This is a genomic window from Saccharospirillaceae bacterium, from assembly GCA_022448365.1.
GTDB lineage: Bacteria > Pseudomonadota > Gammaproteobacteria > Pseudomonadales > Oceanobacteraceae > Bacterioplanoides.
Window position 1 is genome coordinate 849,095 of sequence record JAKVCS010000003.1, and the last position, 25,201, is coordinate 874,295.

Here is a 25,201-nt window from a genome sequence, read left to right on the forward strand (position 1 = left end):
ATAGTACGATTTAAATTGACCAAATAGCTTAACAGAAGCGATCAGCGTACAGAATCTCTCCACTCGGATTGAACAACATTAACGTCAGGCTTTCAAACCTGCACCAAGGAAAGGAATTAACTTATCAAACACCTGACCGATATCGGTATTGGCACCGTACTCATGCTCTGCCATCGCCATCAGTGCATCGGCACCAGACAAGGTAAACACCGTAGCGCCAAGCATAAAATGGATACGCCAGAAACGCTCAATATCATTTAATTCCGGTGATGCTGCAGTCACCAACGCCATATAGCGGGTAAATACCGTGCCATATTCCTGTTTCAAAAACTTACGCACGTGGCCCTGACCCTGGGCATAGGCCAGACCCAGTAAACGCATAAACATTCCAAGGCGACGCTGCCCGTGATCCCCTTGAACAGCACCGTCAGATTGCAGAGCCGTTGCTGGCAACAACATTAATACGGTATTTAGATCAGGCGCCTGATCACCCTGCTGGGCAGAATAATGATCCAGGCGGGTTTCCAGCTGCTGACAGAAACTGTCAAGAAAGCGCGCGAACACCGCTTGGATGAGTTCCTTTTTGGAGCCGAAGTGATAGTTCACCGCCGCCAAGTTAACGCCAGCTTTGGTTGTGATGTTTCGCAATGATGTTTCGGCAAAGCCTTTTTCAGAAAATAGCTCTTCCGCGGCATTTAATATCGATTTGGCCGTATCTTTGTTCGCCATTGCGCACAACCTATGAAAACAAGTGTTTCAAACATACGTTTAAAACATGGGAATGGCAAGCCCTGCGCGCCCTGCAGCCATTTCCCTGTTGTATACACATCTCCCTCCATGATCACTATGCAGCTCTTTTATCCCGTTACTGTGCACGTCACTGCCTCCTCAGGGCTTACAAGACAATCCAACAAAAGGGTTTACACTCATAAAAATACTGTATACATTTACAGTCACTGTATGGATCACCAGTTTGGATAAATAATCATGATCAAGCTGACCGCGCGTCAACAACAGGTTCTCGATTGCATTAAAGCTTCCCTGGAAGAAACCGGCTTTCCGCCGACTCGTGCCGAAATTGCGACAGAGCTGGGCTTCCGCAGCCCCAACGCCGCAGAAGAGCATCTGAAAGCGCTGGCGCGCAAAGGTGCCATTGAAATGATGGCAGGAGCGTCTCGCGGTATACGTGTTATTGATGACACTCCCAATGGTTTGCCGATTGTTGGTCGTGTTGCCGCAGGTGAACCCATTCTGGCGCAGGAGCACATAGACGATTATTGCGAAATTCCGCCAAGTTTTTTCAAACCAGAAGCAAATTATCTGCTGGAAGTTCACGGCGATTCGATGATGGAGATGGGGATACTCGACGGTGACTACATTGCAGTTCATCGAATGGATACGGCTCGTAACGGAGAAGTTGTCGTAGCCAGGGTCGACAACGAAGTGACCGTCAAACGTTACGAGAAGAAACGCAACAAGATCACGCTCTTTCCGGAAAACAAAGACTACAGCCCAATTGAAGTCGACCTGAAGGAGTCCGACTTTGCGATTGAAGGTTTGTACGTAGGCGTGGTGCGCCGCAGCTAAACAGATTGAAAATTGTTATTCAGGGTGAAGATATGCGTCAGTTAACTCTAGGAATGGAACCACTTGGTATGGAACAGGGCGGACTCAGCTTAAGCAGCCGCTCTCTGCAACAACCTCAGGTAAGCACTGGCAGCCTGACGGAGATGATTCTGAGCGAAGGCAGCGCCATCCAGCCAATGCACTTGTTACCATTATTGGCTCAATGTTCTGCACAGCAGCGTTGGTTGATGTGGTTGAGTCCGGAAATGCCCATGAATAAACATTATCTGGACAGCCTGGGGTTACAGAATTCTCCGGTCATCCACCTGGATGTTTGTGAGCACACGCAACAAGCTCTGGTTGAAAAAGCATTACAAGCGGCCAACAGCCACCTGATCATGGAATGGCAAGGTCCTCTCACAGAACCACAACGCCAGAAAATTGAACAACAAGCTCATCTCTCCGGTAGCCATGTTGTGCTTATCCAGCGGCGCTGAGATATTCAGCCCGCTAAGTTTACTGCGGCAAGTTATTATGCCGCGGTAAACAACCCGACTGCCTCTTGCCTGATGCAGAAATAAAAAAGCCTTGCGAGGGAAATCTCGCAAGGCTTTTTTTATTAATCAGGTACAATCAAATGATTAATGCAGTTGCTGCTGATACTCCGGCTGCTCAAAATCTTCACGCTCGACTTCCATGCCGGATAACTCTCCGACCTTACGTACGCCGGCTTCAATCATCACGCGGGCAATGTCCATATGATGCGCCTGCAGACTTGCTTTTGCGTCATCGGAAAAATGAATACTCACCAGTGCATCGCCGTCCTGCTCGTCTGCACGACGCAGAGCAATATCACCATTCGACAGTTCTACAATCTCAAAAAAGCGTGCCATATCCGCCTCTCAAATCAGGGCGCGGAAGTGTAACACAGCGCCGGTGCTTTAGGGGCAGGAATTGACCCCAAAAATCAATGTAAATCAGAATAATTCGGTCGACCGAATGCCCTCACAGAATACCGAAAATTCGGCAGCTGCCTTCCAGGTTAACACTCTTGACGGTTTTCTCTTTGCAGATCAATCAGTTGCGTCAGGCGCTCGTACCACAGTGAAATGTCAGGAGTACTGTTATCAACCAAAGAGATCATACCCGGCTGTACAGGAGTGACAGGTACTGAAATATTATTCGGCTGAGCCACCGCATCGACCGCGTTTAAAAACTGTCTTAACCAGGAAAAACTGTCTTTTTCCAGATGCTCCAATTCAAGCATTTCACCGGTTACGAGTGGCGTCACTTGCAACAGCTGAGCTAACGATTCAACAGATTGCCGATAAGTGGCCAGCTCAGCCAGCTCGTGCAGATAAGACAAATAAGCATCATGCAGCAGATGAAGTGCACTGTCCTGCAACGCATCTTTCAGTACTACAGGTTCAGTTGTCTGTTGTGCCTGCTGCAATAACAGGCGACATTGATACAGCTTATGATTGGTAAAGCTCAACCAGCTGGCCATCGCAATCTCATTATCAGGTTAATAACAGCTTCAAAAATCGATCTTCAGACCCAGATGAACTCCGTCGCCCAGTTCTAAACGATCTTTCACATCTTCCAGACGAATACCAGTATAACGGTAACCGACATACACGCGAGCCGTCGGAATCAGAGAATACTGCACACGAATATCGGCGTCGGTCAGGTTTTCAGCATCGGAAATCGAAACCACCGGTGGCGCGTAATAAGCATAACCGGCAATGCTGATCTCCTGAAGCTGAGGCAGACGGTAACGGAAGAAACCACCCAAACCGAGACCACCTCCGGTGTAATCTTCCGCACCGCGAGTAGCAAAGCCGTATAACTTTCCGCCAACACCGATGTACAGATCACTGTCGGAATTACGCACATCCACCACGTGCACACCCAACGAGGCGATATCACCATCGTCAGTGTGATGCAAAACATCGGCGCTAACGTGCAACCCTGAGCCAACTTTGGTTGCGTCGTAGGCAGCACGAACTACTTCGTTCGATAAACTTAAATCCAGCGAACCACCGGCATTAACACCAGCCGCAGTAACCAGTAACGTTGCTGCAGTCATTTTTTTTAACTGAGACATACACATTCCCCAAATCGAAAAAACGATACACAAAAACGTATCGCCAACACTTTATTATTGCTGTGGATCATAACAGCGCAGGCTTGCCGGTGAAACAATGGCACCCTGCCGGAACCAAAAGAAACGTAAAACTGACTTTCCCAACCCATGCGTTATTCCCGACGATGCCAATACCGGAACACCTTGCGATAAAAAAATACCCCGTCGTTTCATCGCTGAAAAGACAGGGTACTTAATGGCATCAACCACCCATATCAGGTGGCTAGTTGTTCAGCAGTTTACTTCATCAGATCCAGTAATAGCTTGTTCAACTTAGCCACATAGTCGCCAGGTTGCTTCAGCTGACTGCCTTCCGCCAGTTGCGCCTGAGCATGAATAATCTGGGTTAATTCATTGAAGCGATCTTCATCCTGCTCAGCATCCAAACGTTCAATCAGTGGGTGAGTTGGATTGACTTCCAGAGCAACTTCCACTTCCGGCATTTGTTGGCCAGCCGCTTCCATCATGCGGCGCATATGACCACCCATATCGTATTGACCCACCACCAGGCACGCCGGGGAATCGGTCAGACGGGAAGTAACACGCACTTCTTTCACATCACCTTCAAGAGCTTTTTGCAGGCGTTCAACCAGATCTTTGTGGCTCTCTTCCAGCTCTTTTTGCTGGGTCTTTTCAGATTCGTCGGCCAGCTCATCCAGATCCAGTTCGCCTTTGGTTACGTCCTGGAACACTTTGCCATCAAACTCGTTCAGGTGACTTACCATCCACTCGTCAACCCGATCAGTTAACAGTAATACTTCAACACCTTTGTTTTTAAAGTACTCCAGGTGAGGGCTGGTCGATGCAGCAGCGTGGTTATCACCGGTGATGAAATACACTTTCTTCTGTCCTTCGCGCATGCGCGCAACATAGTCTTCCAGACCGACAGTCTGAGTGGAACTTTCACTCTGAGTGGTCGCAAAACGGAACAGTTTGGCAATTTTTTCTTTGTTAGCAAAATCTTCCGCCGGGCCTTCTTTCAGTACTTCACCAAACTGGCTCCAGAATTCCTGATACTGTTCCGGCTTGTTTTTTGCCATCTTAGTCAGTGTGTCCAGTACACGTTTCACCAGCGCACTGCGCATGGAATCAACCTGTTTATCCTGCTGCAGAATTTCACGGGACACGTTCAGCGAAAGATCGTTGGAGTCTAAAACACCTTTGACGAAACGCAGGTACATCGGCAGGAACTGCTCGGCGTCGTCCATGATAAAGACACGCTGTACGTACAACTTTAGGCCACGGGTTACTTCGCGGTTCCACATGTCAAACGGAGCTTTGGCCGGGATATACAGCAGGCTGGTGTAATCCAGTTTGCCTTCTACACGGTTGTGCATCCAGGTCAGCGGCTCATTCCAGTCATGGGAAACGTGCTTGTAGAATTCTTTGTAGTCTTCGTCACTGAGGTCCGACTTCGGTACCGTCCAAAGCGCTTTTGCTTCATTCACTGCTTCCGGAATCTGCTTGTTATCACCGTCTTCCTCTTCGGAAGACACTTCTTGTGGTAGAAATACCGGTACCGCAATGTGGTCAGAATATTTCTTGATCAGTGAACGCAGACGGAAGTTATCAGCAAACTCCTCTTCACCGTCTTTCAGGTGCAGAGTAATGCGTGTACCGCGTTCGGCTTTGTCGATGCTTTCCAGCGTGAAGTCACCTTCACCTGCCGATTCCCAACGCGTACCCGAGTCGGCTGCTTCGCCAGCACGACGGGTTTCAACCGTCACTCGGTCAGCAACAATAAAAGCCGAATAGAAACCCACACCAAACTGGCCGATAAGCTGCGAATCTTTCGCCTGATCACCACTCAACTGGCTCAGGAACTCTGCAGTCCCGGACTTAGCAATGGTGCCGAGGTGATTCACCACATCATCGCGATTCATACCGATGCCGTTGTCGTCGATGGTGACGGTTTTCGCTTCGGCATCAAAGTCGATGTGCACCGCCAGCTCACTGCTGCCCTCGAACAGGCCATCGTTCTGAAGCGCTTCAAAACGCAACTTGTCACAGGCATCCGAAGCGTTGGATACCAACTCTCGCAGGAAGATTTCTTTGTTGGAGTACAAAGAGTGAATCATCAGATGTAACAACTGCTTCACTTCGGTCTTAAAGCCCAGTGTTTCTTTACTGGCAGCGGTCATGTATTGCTCCTTTCACTAGCTGAATCTTAAGTGCCATTTGTTCTGACCAAGTATCTGGGGGCCGCAATTCAGAATTCAAGACCTTAACTCTCTGGCACATCTGATTGTTTCAGAGCCATAACAATTTATCCCGCTTTTGGTACTTTTATTAACAACTGTATCCCGTTAACATCCGTTCTCTTGTTAATGCTGATTTACACCGGACTCACTATGGAACTTCTCAAACAAGCAAGGATAATACTATCGCTGGCAGCGATCACGCTGACCAACCAGACCCTGGCTGAACAACGCATCGATTATGACATTGATGATGACGGCCTGATCGAAATTAATACCCTAGAGGATCTCAATCAGATCCGTAACGAATTCGATACTGCGACGCGCCTGATAAAAGGTACACATCTTTACGGAAAGAACGATGGCTGCCCCGTTACAGAAGAAAGGAACGGTTGCCATGGTTATGAGCTGACCAGCGACCTGTCATTTGATACCAACAATAATGGCCAATTCGATGAGGGCGACAGCTTTTGGAACGACGGAAAAGGCTTTGCTCCATTTGGCCAGTATTCCCCAAAATTCGGCGCTGAATTCCACGGCAATGGCTTTACCATTCGCCACCTTTATATGAATTACCCTGATCAACGTTTTGTCGGTTTGTTCAGTTATAACGAAATGTCGTATATCCACGATCTGACGCTACAGGCCGAAATTATCGGTGGCATGCACAGTGGATCACTGTTGGGGCACGGCTGGCAAACACGCGTTGAAAACATCAAAGCATCAGTCAAAGTCAGCAGCGCCGATGACCAGGTTGGCGGCTTAGTTGGTATTCTTGAAGAAGGCTCATCGATCAAAAACGTAATCATTGACGCCGAGATGCACACCAACTTCCGTACCGGTGGCGTCGTCGGCCGCACCAGTGCCGTTGAACTGTCGGATATTGCCGCCAAAAGCAGCTTTACCAACTTCTCAACCACCAATGACGCACCCGGTTGGCGCAATATGGGCGCAATCACCGGCTGGAGTGATACCAGCAATTATCAGGCGATATATACCGACATTAGCAGCGATGTTGCGGCCGGTGTTGGTGGCATAATCGGAGTAGCGAATAAAGATAAACTGAAGAACTTGCTGGTTACCGGCAAAGTGACCAGCGCTTCCTCAGCCGCTGGAATTATTGGCAGCGATTACAGCGAATCTATGCAGGATACTGTAGAAATCAGCAATGCCATTAGCCTGCTGCACGTACCGGAAGAAATTTCTGCCGCCGGATTAATTCGCTCTGACAGCCGTTATAAAAGCGCCCTGTTCAGTGGCGCTTACTGGGCGACCGACCTGACCAACAGCAATCAACGTATCGGCAATGATCCAGCTGGCACCAGTACAGTTCTGGCCAGCGATATTCAATGCGCAACGGCCGATGTGAATTGCAATGGCCTGCAATTTGGCAGCTTCAAAACAGCCACCAATGATGCTGGAGAAACGTTGTGGCAATTTGGCAGTAACACTGAAGCACCACAAGTGTTACTCATGGGACATTTGTATGGCGACAGAGATACCGATGGTAGCAGTGATACCTGGCCACAAATTATTACTGCGCCAACGAATCCTGAGCCAGAACCTGAACCTGAACCTGAACCTCAGCCAGAACCGAACCCAACACCCGGAAAAGATGACAACGACTCTTCCGGAGGCGCGATACTCTGGTTGCTGTTATTGGTACTTCCTGTATTGACCACTGGTCGAAGTAAGAGCGGGGTTTAGGCCGCTGACGGATCTTTCTGAGCGCTTAAAGGCTATTAACAGGCTTTTAAGCGCCATCAAGGTGTCTCAGGTGCGACCTTGCCAATCGTCATGGCGCATTTGTTATAACTTCACAATTTTATAATGCCACTTTATAAAACGTTCTTTGCTAAAAGCGTCCAGATCAGGGGCCAACGGCAGACATAAAGTATCTAATCAAGCCAGATTCCTCGCTCAGGTTTGCCTGATCGAACAGTCCATGAGTAACATGCTTCTATAAATTACATATTCCAGGGCAGGATACGTCTCAACCCAGAGAGATTCAGCCATGCAATTTGTAGTACGTCTGACCAGTTTCCTGCCGTTATTTCTTTATGCAATCTGCTCGCACGCCAATGATCGCAATGACTTGCTGAGTACAGAAATTGGTGGCTATCAGGTTTCTACCGCGTTCTCTGCTTATGTCTTCTTTGAGGGAGAGCCGAAATTCCGCAAGCAGCTGAAGCAGGCCATTCAACAACAAAATAACCGGGTTGCGGCGCTGAACCGTTTCCCTGAAGTGAAACAACAGTGGCAACTGGCTGCTGATTTTATTAACGACAATGAAGAAGCTGCTGGCGATGGCACCGATCGTCGCCTTGATACTTCCTTAGCGGTTTATATGAACGAGCTGTATCGTCGCATCAGAACTGCCCTGGAAACCCAGCCAAGGGGATTGAGCAGTGGCTACCTGGAAACCCGTCTGCAATTTGAAAAAGTAATCGCCCAGTATATCGGCTATACCTCCACCTCAATGGGCGTGTACCACAGCGATGAAACCATCGAAGAAAGTGTGGCCAAATATTCCCAACTACTGGAACAGACTCGCAATAAAAACCGCGATTACAACGCACTGGTGCGAAAATGGAATTTTATTAAAAAAAGCATGTTAGCGGGAACCTCTGCACCCTTTGTGACATTGCACACAGCGCAAAAAATTCGCCAGCTTATGGCGGACGTTTATGGCGAAAAGTTGTCCTGATGAGGTTCTGATGCGCCAAAGAAAGTGATGTAGGTAAAAGTCACCACGGCTACGTTTTACCGCGTTGCACCACCCCATGAATAATTAACAGCAGCAATGCCAGCCAGATGAATATGAAGGTCAATGCTTTAATCCAATTCAACTCTTCACCAAATACCTGAGTAGCCAGAATCAATGCAATGGTTGGTGCCAGGTACTGAATAAAACCAAGCGTGGTTAACGGTAGATGTTTAGCGGCAATCGCAAACCAGATCAGAGGTGCTGTGGTTACGACCCCCGACAAAAATAACTTACCCAATTCCAGATTACTGGTCGTTAACACTCCACCCTCTATCCACAACAGATAACCTAATGCAACAGGTGTAACCATAGCGGTTTCAAACCACAAGCCAGTATAAGCATCTGTGGGTGCCAACTTACGCAATAAACCATAGAAACCAAAGGTAAATGCCAGCATCAAAGTCACCCAAGGCAAATAACCTAACGCAACCACCTGAATTGCCACGCCAACGGCAGCCATGGAGAGTGCAATCCATTGAACCTTTATTAATCTTTCCTTCAGGAACAGCATGCCAAGAAAAATGGAAACCAGCGGGTTAATGTAATAACCCATACTGGCTTCGAGTACTTTGTCTTCGCTCACAGCCCAAATAAACGTCAGCCAATTGAGTGCGATCAATAATGAACTGCCAAGCATCGCCAACAGCTTTTTTCGGCTTTTAAGAATATCGGCAATGCCGGTGGCTTTATAACTGAACCACACCAAGGCTGAAACAAGAAAAAACGACCACACCACCCGATTAGCCAGAATTTCGAGCGGTGCAACATGGGAAACCCATTTAAAATACAGAGGAGACAGCCCCCACCAGGCGAAGGCTAAAACAGCGAACAGTGCTCCGCGGTTTGAATCATTTGAAGGATGACTCTGATTCATATTGACCTGATAATCAAAACGCGGAGATTAACGACTTTCTGACCGCTTAGCCAGTTAAGTTTTGTACATCAGTAGAATTCCCGCAAACACCGATGCCTCTCAGCCAGAGCATCGTCTGGCATCAAGTCAGTCACAATAGCAGCTGATGGCATTCCACAGTTTTTAATATTGGCGATATTTCCCGTGGTGATGCCTCCAATGCAGGTCAGTGGAAATTCCTGCCCTACCCGCGCGCACCAGTTAGTTAAGTTAGTGTATCCCAGCGGTGGATATTTCAACTTTTTCGATAACGGTGGATGAACCGGGCCAAAAGCAATATAAGACGGCTTAAATGCACGGGCACGGGCAATTTCCCATTCGGTATGAGTACTGACTCCCAAAGCCAACTCCGCTTGTGAAATCGCCAACAGGTTAGCCTCCAGCATATCTTCCTGACCCAAATGCACACCGTAAGCACCAAGCTCAATGGCCATCGGCCAGTCGTCATTAATATACAGTGGAATATTGTGTTGCTGACACAACTCGATAGCAGTTTTCATATCACGGGCATAACTACCAGCGCCATATTGTTGTTCATACAAGTCCGGTGACTTTACCCGCCACTGCAAGGTATCTACCCCCAGCTCCAGCAGAGTATTCAGCCATTCAAGATTATCAACCAGACCATATAATCCCAGAGGCTGGGCTACGTTTGGAAAGTTAGTTTCGGACTGTTCAGATAAAGGTAAAACGAGAGGCCACTGTTCCGCCGGTAGATTACCCAAACCGTTTTTATCGATTGCTGTGGCCCAGGCATTTAAATAACCGGAAGGTGTATCTGATGCTTGTTGAATAATCTGACTCATGGTGGCCGACGCTAACAATAACGCATCATAAATACGCTCACCATTTGCCAGATAAGTTGCAATAGCAGAGGCAAAATGACAACCCGTACCATGTACTTTTTTATCGATACGTCGCTGCTGAATAATAAACTGAGTCAACACGGCTTGTTCTGGTTCGGATAAATCAGAACCGCCAAAACACAAACTCTGAACAGCATTTGAATCGATATCAGAATCACCGCCGCTGATCACTACATAAAGAACACCGGCCTGCTGCAAAGCTTTTCCGGCTTCAACAGGGGTTTTACAACCTGTAAGCAGCCGAGCTTCCGATTGATTCGGAGTCACCACATCAACCAACGGCAGCAGTTGCTTTACCAGGAATAATTCGCCAGAGGTCAAACCACCCTGCGACGCAGATAACACCGGGTCCCAGATTACCCAACCGCCTGGTAACTCATTTTTATATTCGCTCAGCTTGTCGGCCAACCAATTGATAAAAGCTTCGTCTTTAGGAAACCAACCAATTTTAATAGCCTGCGGCAAACCATCTTTTTTTAATGACAGCCACTGTTGCTGCAGAAATTCGACAGATACCGTTTCAACAGCATCAACACCAAAGCTGCTTTGTGCGGTGAGTGCACTGACCAGAGTGCCACACTCGACATCGAGTGCGTGTGTCATTTTCAAATCGGCTTGAAGTCCGGCTCCGGCACAAGTGTCCGATGCACTGATCGCCCAGATTTTTTTGCGGTTGGTTTCATTCATAGTCGAATCAATCATTCGGGAACGTCAAATAAATACAGTGTTGTTTTTGAGAGCAGCGACAGGATGTCACGTCCGCGCGGCAGAGCCAGGGATGGCCCTTCGGCGCGGGCGGCAAAAAATAACACTGTGTTTATTTTCTGCTGCGCCATTTTAAAAAGCTATTAACTCTGATGCCAAAATGGCATGCCTAATGTCGGTGTAGATGCACTGGCCGCCTGGCGTTCCTGCATCATGCCAGCTTCGTAAGCCATACGACCGGCATTAACCGCATCATAAAAAGCCTTAGCCATCAGCACCGGATCATGAGCTTTAGCCACTGCAGTATTTAATAACACTGCATCAAAGCCCAGTTCCATCGCATCCATTGCCTGGGAAGGTTTGCCCAGGCCAGCATCAATAATTAATACTTCATCAGCGAGGCGTTCACGTAACGTAGTGAGCTGATGGCGGTTTAACAAACCTTTGCCAGTACCAATCGGAGCGCCCCAAGGCATCACCGCCGGGCAACCAACGGCTAATAATTCCTTGCATAACACCAAGTCATCGGTGCAATACGGCAGCACTTTGAAACCCTGCTGAACCAATGTTTCGGCCGCTTTTACCAACTGAGTCGTATGTGGCTGAAGAGTGTAATCGTCCCCGATTACTTCCAGCTTGATCCAGTCGGTTTTAAACAGTTCCCGCGCCATATTCGCTAACAGCACCGCTTCTTCAGCGGTATGACAACCAGCGGTGTTTGGCAGGATTTTACAGCCACTCTGATCGATAAAGTGTTGTACATACTGCCAATGGCCGTTGTCAGCAACCTGCTGTGCGGTTTGACGGCGCAACGACAAGGTGACAAATCCGGGCTTTCCGGCAATCAGGCTATCACGCATAATTTCCGGCGACGGGTACATAGAGGTTCCCAACCACAAGCGGCCATGTATTTCTTCGCCTGCGATACGTATCGTTTTTTCAGTTGTCATAGCTAACCGCCGGTTATTGCACCAAGAATATCTAACCTATCGTTATCGTTAAGGATGGTCTCAGCGTACTGCGATGCCGGAACAATCGCCTGATTCAGCGCAACTACAATATTACTGTTAATCACACCTTCGTCTGCCCCATATTCCAGAACAACCAACAGCTGTAGCAACGTCTCAATATTTTCGAAACGTTTCTGCTCACCGTTTATTGCAAGATTCACATCATGCTCCTTCTATTGTGGTTAGACCAAGCCCCAGCTTATGGCTGGCTAATAACTGTGACTCAAACCGCTGTAAAAAAGCCGGTGCCAATAAATAGCCGTGACGAAACAAACCATTCAATCGATACAGGTTTTCACCACTGCGAACCACCTGAGGTTTATGATTTGGAAACGCCGGCCGTAAATTCACATCGGTTTCGGTGATGCGCGCTTCCGCTAATGCCGGACTTAAACAATATAAGGCGCTTAACATTTCCAACTGAGAGCGAACACTGACCGGTGATTTATCCTCCGATTCAATTTCAGTTGCACCCAGCATATAGCGATATACGCCGGCCTCAGTTTGTCCCTTTGGCACCAGGTACAAGTGATATCGGGGATGTAATAACCGAATCGGGCGAGAAATTTTTACTTCCGCTGTCTCGATCCAGCACACTTCGCCACGAACACCCCGCAGCTGAAGATCATCATTGCACAGAGCCTTTTTCGCACCCACACCACGACAATCCAGCACCAGACACTGTTCAGCCTGCTGCAATAGAGTTTCGTCAGAAACCTCACAATCAAACCGAAACTCGACACCCAGTTTTTCGGCTTCAGAGTGCAGTAGTGGCAGTAACGCACGATTATCTAAGTGCATTTCCTGCGGCAGGAAAAAGCCTTGCTGGAATTCGCGGTTAACGCCGGGTTCGAGCTGCTGAATTTGCGAATGATTAACCGCGTGTGCGGTATCATCGCCCAATAAGCCAAACGCCGACATCTCCTGCTGGAACTGACGTAATTCAGATTGATCCGCCTGATGGGCCACCACCAGAGAACCGTTGCGACCATAAGGAATCGATTTACCGCTGCCTTCTTTTAACTGAAGCAATAATTGTGGCCAAAGCGTTAAACTGGTTTTCCCCAGCTCAAATAATTCGTTATCACAAACATTACGCTCGGCGAAGGGCGCCACCATTGCTGCTGCCGTATTGGCTGCACTTTGTAACTGATCGCGTGATGATTTTTCCAGCACGTAAATATGACCCGCCAGTTGCGGATTTTGTCTGGCAAGGCGCCAGGCAGCCAAACTGCCCAGCAAACCCGCACCAACAATAACGATTGCCTGAGAATCAGCTTTCAGCAACATGATAGATTTCACTGCCCTGATCACGGAATTGCTCCGACATTTCCGCCATGCCTTTCTCAGCTTCGTCCAGTTTTGACTGCGCCTCTTCCGCCCAGTTTGGATTTTCTGAAGATACGTCACGTACTTCCTGAGAAATCTTCATTGAACAGAATTTAGGTCCGCACATAGAACAGAAGTGAGCCACTTTATGACCGTCTTTTGGCAACGTTTCATCGTGATAGGCACGCGCTGTATCGGGGTCCAGCGCCAGATTAAACTGGTCGATCCAGCGAAATTCGAAACGCGCTTTCGACATCGCATCGTCGTGTAATTGTGCCGCCGGATGACCTTTCGCCAGATCCGCTGCATGAGCAGCAATTTTATAAGCAATTAAACCTTGTTTAACATCGTCTTTATTCGGTAAACCCAAATGTTCTTTTGGGGTGACGTAACACAACATGGCACAGCCATACCAACCAATCAGTGCCGCGCCAATGCCCGAAGTAAAGTGATCATAACCCGGCGCAATATCAGTGGTGAGTGGCCCTAAGGTATAAAACGGTGCTTCATGACAATGTTTTAATTGCTCATCCATATTAGCTTTAATCATATGCATAGGCACATGACCCGGACCTTCAATAAACGTCTGAACTTCGTGCTTCCAGGCAACTTTGGTCAATTCACCCAGGGTACGTAGTTCTGCAAACTGCGCTTCGTCATTAGCATCTGCCACCGAACCCGGACGTAACCCATCACCCAAAGAAAAACACACATCGTAAGCTTTCATGATTTCACAAATTTCCTCAAAGTGGGTGTAGAGGAAATTTTCTTTATGATGCGCCAAACACCATTTAGCCATGATGGAGCCACCGCGGGAAACAATGCCGGTTACCCGTTCAGCCGTTAACGGAATATGCTGTAGCCGCACACCAGCGTGAATGGTGAAATAATCAACCCCTTGTTCGGCCTGCTCAATTAACGTGTCGCGATACAGTTCCCAGGTCAGGTCTTCTGCAATACCACCACATTTTTCCAATGCCTGATACAAAGGCACCGTTCCGATTGGCACCGGCGAATTACGGATAATCCACTCACGGGTTTCGTGAATATTTTTACCGGTGGATAAATCCATAACGGTATCAGCGCCCCAACGGGTAGCCCATACCATTTTTTCCACTTCTTCTTCGATAGACGACGTTACTGCCGAGTTACCGATATTAGCATTCACTTTGGTGCGGAAATTACGGCCAATAATCATCGGCTCAGTTTCCGGGTGGTTAATATTATTCGGGATAACGGCACGTCCGCGAGCTACCTCATCACGAACGAATTCCGGGGTGATCATTTTTGGAATATTGGCACCAAAGCTTTCACCCGGATGCTGTGTTTCCAGTGCTTTTTCTAACTCTGCTTCCGCTAACGCCAGATTTTCACGAATGGCAATGTATTCCATCTCCGGCGTAATAATGCCTTTTTTAGCATAATAGAGCTGGGTCACATTCTGACCGGCCTTGGCTCTCTTAGGATTTCGCTTTAACTCAAAACGCAAATCCTCTAATGCAATATTCATCTCACGGATCTTAGCGTAATCAGAGCTGAAGCCGGTTAACTCTTCAACATCGTTACGTTCTTCGATCCAGTTTTCACGCAGTGGATCTAAACCTTTGCGTACATCAATAATGACGTCAGGGTCGGTGTACGGACCGGAAGTGTCATAAACGCGAACCGGTGCATTGTATTCGGTCTTCCCTTCTGCAAGCTGGGTTGGCGTCAATTCAATTTGACGCAAACCCACACGAATATCATCGCGACTGCCTTCTACGTAAAACTTACTGGAAGCTGGAAATGGCTGTGTCGATAATTCATCAACTTTAATGGCGTCTTTTAAAGCACCTGAAGTCAGTGAGTCATCTTTATGAGAGTTATTATCATTTGTCATGCTGAATCTCGTTTATCAAGTAATCACAGAAAAACGATCAGGCAGACAGCAGCAAGAAAGAAAAAGACGGCGTGCCGCACAGCACAATACGCGACGCATCCAGGAGAGTTGTTAATACCCGGCCGATATATTACGCGGGATTAACAACGGCTTTTCTGTTTCCTACGCTGGCTTTAACCAGATCAGGTTCAACGGGATCCGCTTATGCGATCTCAGCTCTGCATTGCAGCAAGAGCACCCCGACAGAATTCGCTGAAAATGATACGGCGACCGATTTCAGGTTACAAGCCCGAAATTCAAAGTCGCCGTTAGCTGTTACTACTAATGGCTCAACACATGAGCCGATTAAATGATTTATTCCGCCGCTACCGCTTCAGTCGGTTCGGCGGCTGCAGGAAGCACAACAGGCTCAGCCGGTTCTTCATAACGCAACCACTCCTGGCTACGACCAATCCAGGATACGCCGATGTAACCCCGCACTTCGATGGTTTGACCGTCTTCGGCGACTTCCAGCTGAGACTTGTAAATCGAGCCGGATTTGGGATCAAGAATACGACCGCTTTCCCAAACACCTTCCTCCTCACGCTCAAGACCCCACATAAACGTCAGACCTTTGATGGGTTTATTATGGAATTCGTCCGGACATTCTTCACAGCTTTTGCCTTTATCGTCTTCGCGTAATAACTCAACGATTGTGCCTTGAAGTTTGCCGTCTTCAGCGATGGAGATTTCCACCACAGATGCTCTGGAACCGTCTTCATCATCGATGGTTACCCAACGACCTTCAGCGATGTCTGCGTGGGTGGATAGTGAGAACAGGCCCATTACGGCCGTAGCGATTAGCTTTTTCATGAACTGACCTCAAACAAGATGTTGTTTTTATTGTATTTATTGCAACCCCCACCAATGTGCAGCGGGGATCAAATCTGAATGAGACACTGTATTCTTTTTGGCGCAAATTGCCAACAACTCAATCACAAATACCGCTGCTACAGCGCTGAATCCTGAGAGATTCCACAGCCTGATTGACGCAATAAACCAGCCCAATTGTGCCAACTTTCATGTTTTTCGTGACAACTTGCGACATTTCATGAATTTTCTGTGAACTTTATCGAACGCCCTCATTCCTATACACACCCTGTACACGACGTATAACCCAATAAGTGCGTTTGTCCGGGCCTTATAACCAGAGGAGGTTAATATGAATATTCAGCAGTTCGCTCAACCGTTAGTACTGATTCCTGCACTGGCACTGTCCTTAATCGGGTGTGGTAGTGATGACGATAATGATAACGACACAAAAGCTTCATCTTACGTGCGGGTATTGCATGCATCGCCTGATGCACCTGCCGTAGACGTTTTGGTGAATGGCAGTGCTGCCCTGACGGGTGTCACCTTTCAGCAAGGTTCAGGCTATCTGAAATTGAATGAAGGTGAAAATACCGTTGCCCTGAGAGTCAACGGCACTTCCACCATTGCACTGGAACAAACTCTGACATTGGACGCTAACGGCTACTACTCCGTCATTGCGCAAAATAATGTTGCATCACTGGAGCTGGAAGTACTCGACGATACCGCCCGTCGTGACAACGACAGCATTGACGTCACGGTTGTGCATGCTTCCCCAGCTGCCGGTACTGTCGATCTGTATGTCACCGCCAACGGTGCAGCGCTGCCAGATACAGCAACGCTCGACAATGTTGCGTTTGATGTAAATGCAACACTGCCAAATACTGCGGCTGGCGACTATCAGGTGCGTGCAACGGCTGCTGACAACACCACAGTTGTTTACGATTCAGGCGCACTGGCTATCGCCTCCGACGTAACCGCCGTTGCCGTCAACAGCACCCAAGGTGCTTCGCCCGTCTCCCTGTTGGTATGGGCAGACAGTGCCAGCCCGGTGACGGCAGTACTCGACAACACGGCAGAAGTCCGGATTGTGCACGCGGTTGATTCAGTCAGCGTTGACGTATTTGCCGGCGGAGCGGAACTGTTAGGCGATTTCAACTTTAAGGACACCACCGTCAGTGATAGCAACGCCAGTGGTTACGTCAAAGTCGCCGCAGGCGCGCTACCAGTTGCCATCGCAGCGGCAAATCAAGGCATTGAAAACGCGCTGACGAATCTCAGTGCGACACTGACGCTGGAGCGTGGAATGTCTTACACCGTGATCGCCGCCGGTGACACCGGTGATCTGTCTGCGGCTGAATTGATTACGCTGAACGACACTCGTAGCAACAGTTCAGCCACCAACGGTAGTGTCCGACTGGTGCATGCTTCGTCAGCTTCTGCGGCTGATCCGGTCGACATTTTTGTTTATGAACAAAATGGTACTCAACCGGCAACCCCGAGCTTTGGTGATGTCGAACTGGGAGAAAATACCGATTACGTTTCTCTGGCAGCGGCAACCTATACCGTCGTTATTGCCGCCGACGGCACAACCGCTGCAGCGGTTCCGGGAACGGACGCCGTTGAAGTGGCCGCGGGCAGCTTAAGTACTGCGATTGCTGTGGGGAACGGCTCAGGTTTATCAGCAATTTTGTTAAACGATAAACGCTGATCATTACGCCATTAAAAACGGCCTGCAGTTGTGTTGTGCAGGCCGATTTTTAATCATCTTATATTGTCTTCCAGATTGACAAATTAAGGCTTATCACCGGCTGATAGCCGCGCTGATATTTCATCAACAATGGCTGGCAGTTCTGCCACACTATCAATCACGTAATGAGCGCCGGCAGCGTATAAACGTTGCTCTGCATCGAGGCGACGCTGCTGTTGTTCTGTAACAGGCAAAGATTGCCAATCACCACGATCCAGGCCAACCTCATTACCCGACACACTCACAGCAACCGTCCACATGCCCGCTCGCAGACCCTCTTCGATTCCCGGAATGGTATCGTCAACTTTTATACATCCCTGTACGTGACTCGCTTGTAATTCCATCGCCACCGCTAACGCCATGTCCGGATACGGACGACCACGCTCCACGTCGGTAGCAAACACACAGGAAGCCGGTTCGTAACCCTGTTCCTTTGCCGCCACTAACGCGGGTTGCATCATCCCCGGTCCATAACCGGTATTGCTGCCAATTTTAATACCTTGTTCCAGCAATACATCTAAGGCACCTTTCCATCCAGGAATTAACTGACTGCGCTCACCAACGATACGCGTCTGAATGGGGGCAAAGTCGTGGTACAAACGGTCAATTTCTGCGTCCGTTGGTTCATTGCCTTTAACATCCAACCAAGCCTGGGCAATACGGGGGTTCGCCAGCATACGACAGATATGCACACGCTTTTCTGTGCCCATTGGCTCGCGTGCCTCTGCCTGAGTCACTGTAATGCCTTCAGTTTGAAATAACTCCATAAAGGCATACACCGGCGCCAGAGAACCAAAATCGATGGTGGTTCCAGCCCAATCTAGAATAATGGCCTCAACCGGACCGGCAAAATAACGCTGCGACTTAAGCATATTGCTGTTTCTCCTTCACAACACGGGTGTGTTGAATTAAACGTTCTTGATAGTGAGACAAATCAGGTACAACCAAATGCACGTGTTTGCCCAATTCATCGTATTTACGGATTAATAATGCGTCCTGAAACCAGGGAGACGACTCAAATGCCCGACAAGTGCTTGTATCCATAAAGCCGCCTTGCAACATCAGACTCTCCTCAGAGGCGCTCGATAGGGTGTCGCGATAAGAGGAATCGGTGGAAAATAAATAACGCTTGGCTGCAACGTGCAAGCGCACCGGTTTAACAATATCGTCATCAAAGTAATTTGCTAAAAACTGTGCGCCCACTTTTTCGTGATAACCGTTTTCAAGATGTGCTTCCGGATGAACTTCACGCTGCTGCCAGGTAATTAAATGCCCAACATCGTGCAGCAACGCAGCCAGAATAATGTATTCTGGCGCAGCGTCTTGTTCAGCGAACCAGGCACACTGCAAAGCATGCTGCATCTGAGTAATGTCTTCACCCAGTTTCATATGGCCAAACTCTTTAAACGGCTCTAATACCGCATCGACTTTTTTGCGTGCCTGCGTGCGTAATCTCATATCGATTCCTTCTCACTCAAAAGCAGCGAATTATTTCCAGAAAAGATTGGCTTCCAGCGCGCTCAACAGGTTCTCCATATCCTGCGGATAAACCTCACCAATATGCCCGATACGGAAACATGGTGTATCGGTCACCTTACCCGGATAAATAACAAACCCCGATTTTTTCAGGCGATCATAAAGAATTTTAAAATCGAACTGGTTGGATTGCGGGTATTTAAAGGTGGTGATAAATGGTGATTGTTTTTCATCGTCAACCACGCACTCGAAACCCAGCTTTTTCATCCCGCATACCAGCGTTGTATGGTTGTCGGCATAACGTTTGGCGCGGGTGTTAATACCACCCTCTTCATGGAGTTCTTTTATCGCTTGCTGGAAGGCCCGCACCACATGCGTTGGAGAAGTAAAACGCCATTTACCCAGGCCATGCTCCATGATTTTCCATTGGTCATATAAATCCAGACTGAGCGAGCGTGCATTGCCTTCACACTGTGCCAACAACGCGGTTCTCACAATCACAAAACCCATACCGGGTACACCCTGAATGCACTTATTAGCGCTGCTGATGATGCAATCGATGTTTAACCCGGCGACATCAATATCGATACCGCCAAACGAACTCATGGCATCAACAATGAGTACTTTACCTGCATCTTTTACCACCCCGGCATAATGCTCGATCGGATTTAAGATACCGGAGGTGGTTTCGCAATGAACCATAGCCACATGAGAAATCGCGCCATCTTCATTCAGCAACTGGCGTAAGGCTTCGCTACTGACCCAATCACTTTCAGCCGCATGCAGTGTCACCGTTTCGATATTCAGGTACTGTGCAATCTGAGCGATGCGCTGACCATACGCACCGTTAACCAGCACCAGTAATTTGCCAGCTTTTTTCTCACAGCCTTCTTTCGGCATCAGCGTTCCGATGGCACTCTCCACCGCGAAACTGCCACTGCCTTGCATTAACACACTGGTGTATTCGCTGGTATTACAGTGTGCCAACGCGACCAGCTGCTGACGAATCGGCTGTACCACACCCAGATTGTAATCGTCATCCCAGGTACACCAGTCGCGCATCATGGTTTGTTTTACGGTATCACTGGTGCTCAGCGGCCCAGGAGTTAACAGCAGGTATGGGTTGCTCATGACTTATTCTCTTAACTTATGATGCTGGCCTTCGAAATAATTCAGTTATCTCGATACTATTGGTCTAGACCAGAAGACAGGAGCAACTATAAGGAGGTAATATCGCTTGAGCAATGCTGATTCGATGAAGTTTTTATGACAATGGCGCTTGGGGTTGGACCGGTCGATAGGAAGACCGTTGAATCAATACGCAACTTAAAGGCCGATTTGCATGTTAACTTATCACCGCAGTCTATTTTGGCTGACTAATGAAGAAACATAGAATCAATAGAAGGAAATCTCGCAAACAATTAATAGACACACTCTGTATTCTATAAAAATCCTATTCGCACGCGTTCCCAACTCGCAAAATTCTTTAGTTAAATTTGGTCTTTCAAATATGGTGAGTTCAGATATCTCTTGAAATTATGGTTTAACACCACAATTTATTACCTTATACATTGATAAATAATAAGAAAAACCCTCATCAATGAATCGAATATCCAGTATAAATAATTCCAAGGTCATAACGATTTTTGGAACAGACTTGATTTCACATATCGACCCTACTAGCCTGAATTTCATATCAAAATACAGCATTCGGAGCAGTTCGATGATTAGAACATTGGTTTTTCTCTCTATAGTATTATCATCGGTGTCATGGGCGGAGAATGCGCCTATTCCTGATGGCGAACACAATTTTACGCACAGATTCGCAGAGCACCCGACAATCAAAAGCATTCAATTACATGCAAATATCGAATGGCCCAAGGTAAAAATCACTAACAGTGATAACAACAGTGTCTTCCCGTTTGGAATCATCGCTCAAGGGGAAATAGCGTGGCACAAACCAACCAAACAATGGATTATTGTTACATCCCCCGAAGATCGAAAAGCTCAAGAAGTCGGCGGTTGCTCGGATGGACCTGAAGTCGTGGATTTGGAAAACAAGATCTACTGGACCTGTTGAGTTTGAATTTTACAGCGCGGAGATCTGAGACGAGGAAGAGGCCATGACAATCCTTCTTCCTCACCCTGGTATTCGTACGGACTAAATACAAAGCGTATTGGGGTTAAATCCTCCTCAACGTTACAATACATCAGTGAATAGAAAAGCATATCGTTGCAAAGTATTTATTAACTGCTGATCTTCAGTAACGCTCAGATTGTATTACCGCTGTTATCTCTGATCTGAGCTATCACTACAATAGTCCTTTTAGCATTACATCAACGACAGCTTTCGAACGGTCTGCTCCAGTCAGCGCATCAAAGCCTTGTGCAAGATTACCGTCAAGGCGCAGCGATACATAGCCGTGTAACATTGACCAAACAGCAATGGCCAAGGATTCTACATCGAGCCTCTTTTCTGCTGCTTGAGCGTTACACACATCCAACAGAAGCGTATAAAGCGATTCCATAACTGCAGTAAGATCAGGATCATCAGAATCAACACAGTCTTTTCGCCAAAGAAGGCTATAGCGATTTGGATGCATCAAAGCAAAGTCGAGAAGAGATTGACATAAACCGTGAATCGCCACATCTATTCCACAGCTGGATTCAACTTTTCTTTGAAGTTTAGGCAAAAGGCCTGAGACGACTTCTATCGCGAGGGCCGTATACAATGCCTGCTTATTCTTAAAGTGATTAGCGGGAGCAGAGTGCGCAACACCGGCCTCCCTGGCAACCTGGCGAATACCTACACCCTCAATACCCTTTTCATCGAGTAATTTCAAAGCACTTAAAATTAGCTCGTTTCTCAAGTTTCCGTGGTGATAATTCGCAGTATTCCTCAATGTTGACACCGTCCATATATCTGTTAAAGTTGACAGTGTCCATATTAACATAAAGTATATCGTTAACACGAACCCGCAAAGCCGAGGTAAAAAATGACAGCCGAACAACCACTTATCTTTATCCCCCTGCTCTTTCATATATTGCTGGTCTTTTATTTGTATTTAAAACTTGGGATTTTGAAAGGGAAAGCTATCAGAGAGAGAAGCGTAGATCGGGCCGCAGCGGCATTAGACAACCGCGTTTGGCCAGAAGCTGTAATCAAGGTATCCAATAATATTGATAACCAATTCCAAATACCAATGCTATTTTATGCACTTACCTTTATCGCTTACCTTACGGAGAACACCGATAATTTTATGCTTGCATTGATGGGATGCTTTGTCGCTAGCAGGTATTTGCATACATACATTCACATTAGTAGTAACTATGTACCTTATCGCTTCTGGTCATTTGCTGCTGGTGCTTTGTTATTGTTACTAATCACACTATTGCAGTTCTTGCTCTTGATCGCTTAGTACTATCAGTTATTTGAATGGAGATTTGGTATAAAAATGACTCAAAGACTCATTATCACGTTTTGTATAATTCTCTATGCATTGGTTGTTCCCTTACTCGAAGTTAATACAACACACGTTTTTAACCCATTTTGGCCACCTCATACCAAGGTTCACATCGTCTGGCAATTAATCACAAATTCGGCTTTTGGTATTTTGAGCCTATGGCTCATCTGGAGAGGAAACCAGGTAATATTGGGAGCGATTATCAGTTCGTTAGTAACCAGCGGCTTCCTCTTATCCTTTGCTATTAAAGATATATATGGTGGTTCCATGAAGTATCTTGATGGTAGCGAAAAGACTGTTTTCGACATAAATATCGGTATTGTAGGGTTTGGTGCTGCAGTCATCCTGTTATTGTTTTCTATTGCTCTTGAAATTAAAGCCAATGACTGACTGACAGGAATTCTTAAACAAGAATATAAGGCCACGGATTAATTTAAATAACTATTAATAAAAAATTTTGATAGATAAAAAACATTACTGTTAGTCTTGATAATTGGTGCTTTCTGATCGTATATAAATCCATAAAAAACAACTTTTTTCAGCAACATCATCACTCTCAAGCATACCGCAATGAATGAACGTGCTTCCATTACAATAAAGAAATCTAAAAACATAGTTTTTTAGAAGTTGCCACCGTATTTTTAGTTTTACGAAACTGCGTTACTAAGAACCCGACTCAACCGACCAGGCTAATGATAAAAAGGTAAACGCCTGAGTCGATAATATGACAAATCACGCTACCCGACCATTTTGATGCTTCCCGAACAGCAGCACCACAACAGCCGGATTTCAGGCTTTAGCATCTGCATTCAACCGAACAGCGGCAACGGCTTGAGATTGGATATTATTTTCAAATCACTCGCCAGGCACTTTCTCTAAACTGTTCAATAGAAAATGACTCACCACCGAAATCACTTCAGGGTCTCGAATAATCCTGCGATGACCCACACCAGATGCTCTGAAGATATCGGTTCCCGGTAGCTTTCGCTGAATGGTTTCTGCTGCATTGAATGGTACTTCAAGATCATCTTCCGAATGAAGCAACAGCACATTCGGTTGATGCTGCGACAACAAATCACCAACATCGAGTTCGACAGCTGCTCGACCCACCTGTTCGCCAACGCCGCGAATAAAGAGCTCAGCTGGTTGTTTTGGTAAGCAAGTGAAATCTGCGAATGCCTGTAACGTCTCCTGCATGTTCGCCGGGGAGGCGATTAATGCATAACACGGAATTTCAACACCAAAATCGCAAGCAATGGCTAAGCCAACACAGCCCATCGAGTGCCCCACTGCTGCGGAAAAAGGACCAAACTCTTCACTGGCTGCACAAATGGCATCAGCAAACGCCACCGGGTTGGCTGCCGATCCTCCTGAATTGCCGTGCATCGGAGCATCAATGGCTATCACTTCATAACCCTGGCGAGATAACGACTCAGCAATAACACTCATTTGGGTCGCGCGACTTTCCCACCCATGCATCAACAGAATCCGTTGCCCTGTCCCGTCCCATTTCAGCGCACTGAGCTGATGCCCATGAACAGGCCCAAAGCACACTCTTTTTGCTTCACACTCCGCCTGGTACTCCCAATCTTTGATAGGAAACGTTCGCGGTGATAAAAATAGCTTCACGCTCTGCTGCGCAGTTTTCCGTGGCATCAATCGCCCCAGGATTTTGTTCTTACTTCGCAATAACTGCAGGGTGTTCATTATTATTGTCCTCAAGGGATATTAAGTCATTCAACCAATAAACATGTATATACATGCTTTTGGATAAATTTTTACATCGCTATAATCGCCTCAGTCAATTCAACCAACTGCTGATTGTACGCTTCACCCAGATGGTTGCTGACCTCTTTTTGCGCCTGACGCCAGCGCTCCCTGGCTTGTTTAAAGATCATTTCACCGTCGTCAGTCAGGGACACGACCGAGACCCGTCGATCCTCTTCGCCTGGCTGAGTTTCGATGTAACCAGCCTTCAGCAACAGCTTGAGGTTCCGTGTCAGGGTGGTTTGCTGCAACACCAACACACCCTGCAGATCCTTTTGTGATGTCGCTTTCAGGTACCACAGCGCTCTCAAGACAGAAAATTGCGCGATGGTAATACCCAAATCACGCAGATAACCGTCGTAGTGACTGGTCAGCACCCGGCTGGCCTGGCGCAAGCGTAAGTTAAAACAAGGCTCAACCCGCTTGTCCAGGGCTCTCAGATCGATACTGTCAGTCATCAGGTTTACCGGATTCATAAGATCGCCAAACTATATGTATATAAATATATTATTGCAA

Annotated in this window: 27 protein-coding genes and 1 riboswitch; of the genes, 8 read left to right on the forward strand and 19 right to left on the reverse strand. The window is 47.3% G+C overall.

Annotated elements, in window-relative coordinates:
* Positions 1-84 precede the first annotated feature (84 nt).
* Complete coding sequence (locus MK185_07555; GenBank protein ID MCH2040472.1) at positions 85-729, reverse strand: TetR family transcriptional regulator; 645 nt, start codon at positions 727-729, stop codon at positions 85-87.
* Between the two features lie 258 nt (positions 730-987).
* Between MK185_07555 and lexA the strand changes: the two genes are divergently transcribed.
* Together lexA and MK185_07565 are read left to right on the forward strand one after the other, a co-directional pair.
* On the forward strand, positions 988-1,587 hold the full coding sequence (gene lexA, locus MK185_07560) for a transcriptional repressor LexA (GenBank protein ID MCH2040473.1): 600 nt from the start codon (positions 988-990) through the stop codon (positions 1,585-1,587).
* 32 nt (positions 1,588-1,619) lie between these two features.
* Positions 1,620-2,063 carry a hypothetical protein gene (locus MK185_07565; GenBank protein ID MCH2040474.1) on the forward strand — a complete coding sequence of 148 codons (444 nt, stop codon included), beginning with the start codon at positions 1,620-1,622 and terminating at the stop codon, positions 2,061-2,063.
* A gap of 144 nt (positions 2,064-2,207) precedes the next feature.
* Here the strand turns inward: MK185_07565 and MK185_07570 are convergent, their stop codons facing one another.
* The 4 genes from MK185_07570 to htpG all read right to left on the reverse strand — a co-directional run bounded on the left by MK185_07570 (position 2,208) and on the right by htpG (position 5,853).
* Complete coding sequence (locus tag MK185_07570) at positions 2,208-2,459, reverse strand: hypothetical protein (protein ID MCH2040475.1); 252 nt, start codon at positions 2,457-2,459, stop codon at positions 2,208-2,210.
* Between the two features lie 149 nt (positions 2,460-2,608).
* Entirely contained in the window at positions 2,609-3,073 is a 465-nt protein-coding gene (locus MK185_07575) for a hypothetical protein (protein ID MCH2040476.1), read from the reverse strand.
* 30 nt (positions 3,074-3,103) lie between these two features.
* The gene (locus MK185_07580) at positions 3,104-3,673 is read right to left on the reverse strand and encodes a YfaZ family protein (GenBank protein MCH2040477.1); all 570 of its coding nucleotides are present in this window, start codon (positions 3,671-3,673) and stop codon (positions 3,104-3,106) included.
* A gap of 278 nt (positions 3,674-3,951) precedes the next feature.
* The gene (htpG, locus tag MK185_07585; protein ID MCH2040478.1) at positions 3,952-5,853 is read right to left on the reverse strand and encodes a molecular chaperone HtpG; all 1,902 of its coding nucleotides are present in this window, start codon (positions 5,851-5,853) and stop codon (positions 3,952-3,954) included.
* Positions 5,854-6,063: 210 nt separating this feature from the next.
* Here htpG and MK185_07590 point away from each other — a divergent pair, with 210 nt between their 5' ends.
* Together MK185_07590 and MK185_07595 are read left to right on the forward strand one after the other, a co-directional pair.
* Positions 6,064-7,617, forward strand: a complete 1,554-nt coding sequence (locus MK185_07590) for a hypothetical protein (GenBank protein ID MCH2040479.1) — start codon at positions 6,064-6,066, stop codon at positions 7,615-7,617.
* A 307-nt stretch (positions 7,618-7,924) separates the two neighbouring features.
* Positions 7,925-8,617, forward strand: a complete 693-nt coding sequence (locus tag MK185_07595; GenBank protein MCH2040480.1) for a hypothetical protein — start codon at positions 7,925-7,927, stop codon at positions 8,615-8,617.
* Positions 8,618-8,666: 49 nt separating this feature from the next.
* Here MK185_07595 and rarD read toward each other — a convergent pair whose 3' ends face one another.
* The 8 genes from rarD to MK185_07635 all read right to left on the reverse strand — a co-directional run bounded on the left by rarD (position 8,667) and on the right by MK185_07635 (position 16,231).
* On the reverse strand, positions 8,667-9,551 hold the full coding sequence (gene rarD, locus MK185_07600) for an EamA family transporter RarD (protein MCH2040481.1): 885 nt from the start codon (positions 9,549-9,551) through the stop codon (positions 8,667-8,669).
* Positions 9,552-9,619: 68 nt separating this feature from the next.
* Complete coding sequence (locus MK185_07605; protein MCH2040482.1) at positions 9,620-11,158, reverse strand: PfkB family carbohydrate kinase; 1,539 nt, start codon at positions 11,156-11,158, stop codon at positions 9,620-9,622.
* Positions 11,155-11,292: a hypothetical protein gene (locus MK185_07610; GenBank protein ID MCH2040483.1), complete on the reverse strand. Its 138-nt coding sequence runs from the start codon at positions 11,290-11,292 to the stop codon at positions 11,155-11,157. Before MK185_07610 ends, MK185_07605 begins: the two co-directional genes overlap by 4 nt.
* A 12-nt stretch (positions 11,293-11,304) precedes the next feature.
* Complete coding sequence (locus MK185_07615; GenBank protein ID MCH2040484.1) at positions 11,305-12,111, reverse strand: thiazole synthase; 807 nt, start codon at positions 12,109-12,111, stop codon at positions 11,305-11,307.
* 2 nt (positions 12,112-12,113) lie between these two features.
* Entirely contained in the window at positions 12,114-12,332 is a 219-nt protein-coding gene (gene thiS, locus MK185_07620) for a sulfur carrier protein ThiS (GenBank protein ID MCH2040485.1), read from the reverse strand.
* A 1-nt stretch (position 12,333) separates the two neighbouring features.
* Complete coding sequence (locus MK185_07625) at positions 12,334-13,461, reverse strand: FAD-binding oxidoreductase (GenBank protein MCH2040486.1); 1,128 nt, start codon at positions 13,459-13,461, stop codon at positions 12,334-12,336.
* The gene (thiC, locus tag MK185_07630) at positions 13,445-15,343 is read right to left on the reverse strand and encodes a phosphomethylpyrimidine synthase ThiC (GenBank protein MCH2040487.1); all 1,899 of its coding nucleotides are present in this window, start codon (positions 15,341-15,343) and stop codon (positions 13,445-13,447) included. Before thiC ends, MK185_07625 begins: the two co-directional genes overlap by 17 nt.
* Positions 15,344-15,521: 178 nt before the next feature.
* Positions 15,522-15,631: riboswitch (TPP riboswitch) on the reverse strand.
* Positions 15,632-15,733: 102 nt separating this feature from the next.
* Complete coding sequence (locus MK185_07635) at positions 15,734-16,231, reverse strand: DUF2147 domain-containing protein (protein MCH2040488.1); 498 nt, start codon at positions 16,229-16,231, stop codon at positions 15,734-15,736.
* 349 nt (positions 16,232-16,580) lie between these two features.
* On the opposite strand from MK185_07635, the gene MK185_07640 reads away from it, so the two are divergent.
* Positions 16,581-17,939 carry a DUF4397 domain-containing protein gene (locus MK185_07640; GenBank protein ID MCH2040489.1) on the forward strand — a complete coding sequence of 453 codons (1,359 nt, stop codon included), beginning with the start codon at positions 16,581-16,583 and terminating at the stop codon, positions 17,937-17,939.
* Between the two features lie 83 nt (positions 17,940-18,022).
* On the opposite strand, the gene MK185_07645 is transcribed toward MK185_07640, so the two are convergent.
* From MK185_07645 to phnW, 3 genes are read right to left on the reverse strand one after another with little or no spacing between them, the layout of a single operon-like run.
* On the reverse strand, positions 18,023-18,850 hold the full coding sequence (locus tag MK185_07645) for a phosphonoacetaldehyde hydrolase (protein ID MCH2040490.1): 828 nt from the start codon (positions 18,848-18,850) through the stop codon (positions 18,023-18,025).
* Entirely contained in the window at positions 18,843-19,436 is a 594-nt protein-coding gene (locus MK185_07650; GenBank protein ID MCH2040491.1) for an HD domain-containing protein, read from the reverse strand. Before MK185_07650 ends, MK185_07645 begins: the two co-directional genes overlap by 8 nt.
* 30 nt (positions 19,437-19,466) lie before the next feature.
* Complete coding sequence (gene phnW / locus MK185_07655) at positions 19,467-20,585, reverse strand: 2-aminoethylphosphonate--pyruvate transaminase (GenBank protein ID MCH2040492.1); 1,119 nt, start codon at positions 20,583-20,585, stop codon at positions 19,467-19,469.
* A 592-nt stretch (positions 20,586-21,177) separates the two neighbouring features.
* On the opposite strand from phnW, the gene MK185_07660 reads away from it, so the two are divergent.
* Complete coding sequence (locus MK185_07660; GenBank protein ID MCH2040493.1) at positions 21,178-21,534, forward strand: hypothetical protein; 357 nt, start codon at positions 21,178-21,180, stop codon at positions 21,532-21,534.
* A 232-nt stretch (positions 21,535-21,766) separates the two neighbouring features.
* Here MK185_07660 and MK185_07665 read toward each other — a convergent pair whose 3' ends face one another.
* Positions 21,767-22,408, reverse strand: coding sequence for a TetR/AcrR family transcriptional regulator (locus MK185_07665; GenBank protein MCH2040494.1), 642 nt, complete (start codon positions 22,406-22,408; stop codon positions 21,767-21,769).
* 42 nt (positions 22,409-22,450) lie between these two features.
* On the opposite strand from MK185_07665, the gene MK185_07670 reads away from it, so the two are divergent.
* Both MK185_07670 and MK185_07675 read left to right on the forward strand, forming a co-directional pair.
* Positions 22,451-22,873: an MAPEG family protein gene (locus tag MK185_07670; protein MCH2040495.1), complete on the forward strand. Its 423-nt coding sequence runs from the start codon at positions 22,451-22,453 to the stop codon at positions 22,871-22,873.
* A 36-nt stretch (positions 22,874-22,909) separates the two neighbouring features.
* Complete coding sequence (locus tag MK185_07675) at positions 22,910-23,308, forward strand: hypothetical protein (GenBank protein ID MCH2040496.1); 399 nt, start codon at positions 22,910-22,912, stop codon at positions 23,306-23,308.
* 465 nt (positions 23,309-23,773) lie between these two features.
* On the opposite strand, the gene MK185_07680 is transcribed toward MK185_07675, so the two are convergent.
* Positions 23,774-24,625 carry an alpha/beta hydrolase gene (locus MK185_07680; GenBank protein MCH2040497.1) on the reverse strand — a complete coding sequence of 284 codons (852 nt, stop codon included), beginning with the start codon at positions 24,623-24,625 and terminating at the stop codon, positions 23,774-23,776.
* Between the two features lie 71 nt (positions 24,626-24,696).
* The gene (locus MK185_07685) at positions 24,697-25,143 is read right to left on the reverse strand and encodes a MarR family transcriptional regulator (protein ID MCH2040498.1); all 447 of its coding nucleotides are present in this window, start codon (positions 25,141-25,143) and stop codon (positions 24,697-24,699) included.
* Positions 25,144-25,201 lie beyond the last annotated feature (58 nt).

What these genes read in the sequence shown, in the direction of transcription:
- MK185_07555 (MCH2040472.1), bottom strand. Translation starts at nt 729, where the DNA reads ATGGCGAACAAAGATACGGCCAAATCGATATTAAATGCCGCGGAAGAG.
- lexA (MCH2040473.1), top strand. Translation starts at nt 988, where the DNA reads ATGATCAAGCTGACCGCGCGTCAACAACAGGTTCTCGATTGCATTAAA.
- MK185_07565 (MCH2040474.1), top strand. Translation starts at nt 1,620, where the DNA reads ATGCGTCAGTTAACTCTAGGAATGGAACCACTTGGTATGGAACAGGGC.
- MK185_07570 (MCH2040475.1), bottom strand. Translation starts at nt 2,459, where the DNA reads ATGGCACGCTTTTTTGAGATTGTAGAACTGTCGAATGGTGATATTGCT.
- MK185_07575 (MCH2040476.1), bottom strand. Translation starts at nt 3,073, where the DNA reads ATGGCCAGCTGGTTGAGCTTTACCAATCATAAGCTGTATCAATGTCGC.
- MK185_07580 (MCH2040477.1), bottom strand. Translation starts at nt 3,673, where the DNA reads ATGTCTCAGTTAAAAAAAATGACTGCAGCAACGTTACTGGTTACTGCG.
- htpG (MCH2040478.1), bottom strand. Translation starts at nt 5,853, where the DNA reads ATGACCGCTGCCAGTAAAGAAACACTGGGCTTTAAGACCGAAGTGAAG.
- MK185_07590 (MCH2040479.1), top strand. Translation starts at nt 6,064, where the DNA reads ATGGAACTTCTCAAACAAGCAAGGATAATACTATCGCTGGCAGCGATC.
- MK185_07595 (MCH2040480.1), top strand. Translation starts at nt 7,925, where the DNA reads ATGCAATTTGTAGTACGTCTGACCAGTTTCCTGCCGTTATTTCTTTAT.
- rarD (MCH2040481.1), bottom strand. Translation starts at nt 9,551, where the DNA reads ATGAATCAGAGTCATCCTTCAAATGATTCAAACCGCGGAGCACTGTTC.
- MK185_07605 (MCH2040482.1), bottom strand. Translation starts at nt 11,158, where the DNA reads ATGATTGATTCGACTATGAATGAAACCAACCGCAAAAAAATCTGGGCG.
- MK185_07610 (MCH2040483.1), bottom strand. Translation starts at nt 11,292, where the DNA reads ATGGCGCAGCAGAAAATAAACACAGTGTTATTTTTTGCCGCCCGCGCC.
- MK185_07615 (MCH2040484.1), bottom strand. Translation starts at nt 12,111, where the DNA reads ATGACAACTGAAAAAACGATACGTATCGCAGGCGAAGAAATACATGGC.
- MK185_07625 (MCH2040486.1), bottom strand. Translation starts at nt 13,461, where the DNA reads ATGTTGCTGAAAGCTGATTCTCAGGCAATCGTTATTGTTGGTGCGGGT.
- MK185_07635 (MCH2040488.1), bottom strand. Translation starts at nt 16,231, where the DNA reads ATGAAAAAGCTAATCGCTACGGCCGTAATGGGCCTGTTCTCACTATCC.
- MK185_07640 (MCH2040489.1), top strand. Translation starts at nt 16,581, where the DNA reads ATGAATATTCAGCAGTTCGCTCAACCGTTAGTACTGATTCCTGCACTG.
- MK185_07645 (MCH2040490.1), bottom strand. Translation starts at nt 18,850, where the DNA reads ATGCTTAAGTCGCAGCGTTATTTTGCCGGTCCGGTTGAGGCCATTATT.
- MK185_07650 (MCH2040491.1), bottom strand. Translation starts at nt 19,436, where the DNA reads ATGAGATTACGCACGCAGGCACGCAAAAAAGTCGATGCGGTATTAGAG.
- phnW (MCH2040492.1), bottom strand. Translation starts at nt 20,585, where the DNA reads ATGAGCAACCCATACCTGCTGTTAACTCCTGGGCCGCTGAGCACCAGT.
- MK185_07660 (MCH2040493.1), top strand. Translation starts at nt 21,178, where the DNA reads ATGATTAGAACATTGGTTTTTCTCTCTATAGTATTATCATCGGTGTCA.
- MK185_07665 (MCH2040494.1), bottom strand. Translation starts at nt 22,408, where the DNA reads ATGTTAATATGGACACTGTCAACTTTAACAGATATATGGACGGTGTCA.
- MK185_07670 (MCH2040495.1), top strand. Translation starts at nt 22,451, where the DNA reads ATGACAGCCGAACAACCACTTATCTTTATCCCCCTGCTCTTTCATATA.
- MK185_07675 (MCH2040496.1), top strand. Translation starts at nt 22,910, where the DNA reads ATGACTCAAAGACTCATTATCACGTTTTGTATAATTCTCTATGCATTG.
- MK185_07680 (MCH2040497.1), bottom strand. Translation starts at nt 24,625, where the DNA reads ATGAACACCCTGCAGTTATTGCGAAGTAAGAACAAAATCCTGGGGCGA.
- MK185_07685 (MCH2040498.1), bottom strand. Translation starts at nt 25,143, where the DNA reads ATGACTGACAGTATCGATCTGAGAGCCCTGGACAAGCGGGTTGAGCCT.